The following is a 1,028-nucleotide window of genomic DNA, read 5'->3' on the forward strand; positions in this document are numbered from 1 at the left end:
TGAGAGCGATATAACTCAGACAACTGTTTGAGGGCATCTGCGGTGTAACTATCACGTTTCACCTTTTGTGCGATCTGTAATGCGCGCTCAGCATAATCGAGTGCTTCAGTTAACAGTTGCTGATCTTCGAACATGTCACTGATGGCAAGATAAGCGTGAATACGCATCACTTGGTTATTGAGAGTAGTGGCTGCACCTAAAGATTCGGTTAAGTAAGTCCGTGCTAAACCGTACTGCTTCGTTGCAGTGTAAGCTCGCCCTAAACCGAGTGTCGTTATTGCCGTTCCATATGTGTGTTTGGATGATTGCAGTAGCGTTTTAGCTTGTAAAAATTAAGAAATTGTGCCATGTATAGCTTGGCTAAGCTGTGACGAACTTGAGCCTGTTGCAGTTCGGAAGACTCAGAGCGTAACTTGAGCGCCATCTTTAGGTAATGTTCCGACTTTTCAAACTGTTTCATCTCTTTGAAAAGGTTGCCTAAATCATTGTAGATACCGGATATGTTTTGCCCTTTAGGGAAGGACTCAACCAAGATCATATAGGTGTTCAATGCTGCTTGGTAATCACTTCTAAAGTATTGGTTGTTAGCGATCACCCGATAAGCAATAGACTTTGGCACGACAGGATCGGCGATATCGTTAATTTCCGCTTCAAGGATAGAGCAGTAGTAGTTAGCTTGATGGTAGCGAGATTGCTCGTTGAGAGAACGACATAACTGGTATTTGAGCAGCAGTCGACCCGTTTCATCGTTCTGCTTTTTCATCTGCTTGAGCAATTGGATAAAACTTTGCTGTGCAGCTTGATACTGACCTTGTCCATCTAAAGCCAGAGCTTCAATAAACTGGGTCTCTAGTTGTTGATAGTGCGTATCTACAGAGCTACCGCCATAGAAAGGTTGGTTATGTTGATTCATGTAGGCATACAGTAGAGCTGAGATATAGAGTTTCTCGCCATCACTTTCTGCACTCGCATATCGGGCTTTGAGCATGTTTAATGCACGAGAGGGAGATGAGCTAAGTGTCGAAAGG

Annotated in this window: 1 pseudogene; it reads right to left on the minus strand. The window is 43.7% G+C overall.

What is annotated here, in order from left to right:
- A pseudogene (locus KIV40_RS31025) lies at positions 1–1,028 on the minus strand (tetratricopeptide repeat protein); the annotation flags it as partial.

This window comes from Vibrio sp. D173a (assembly GCF_030248475.1).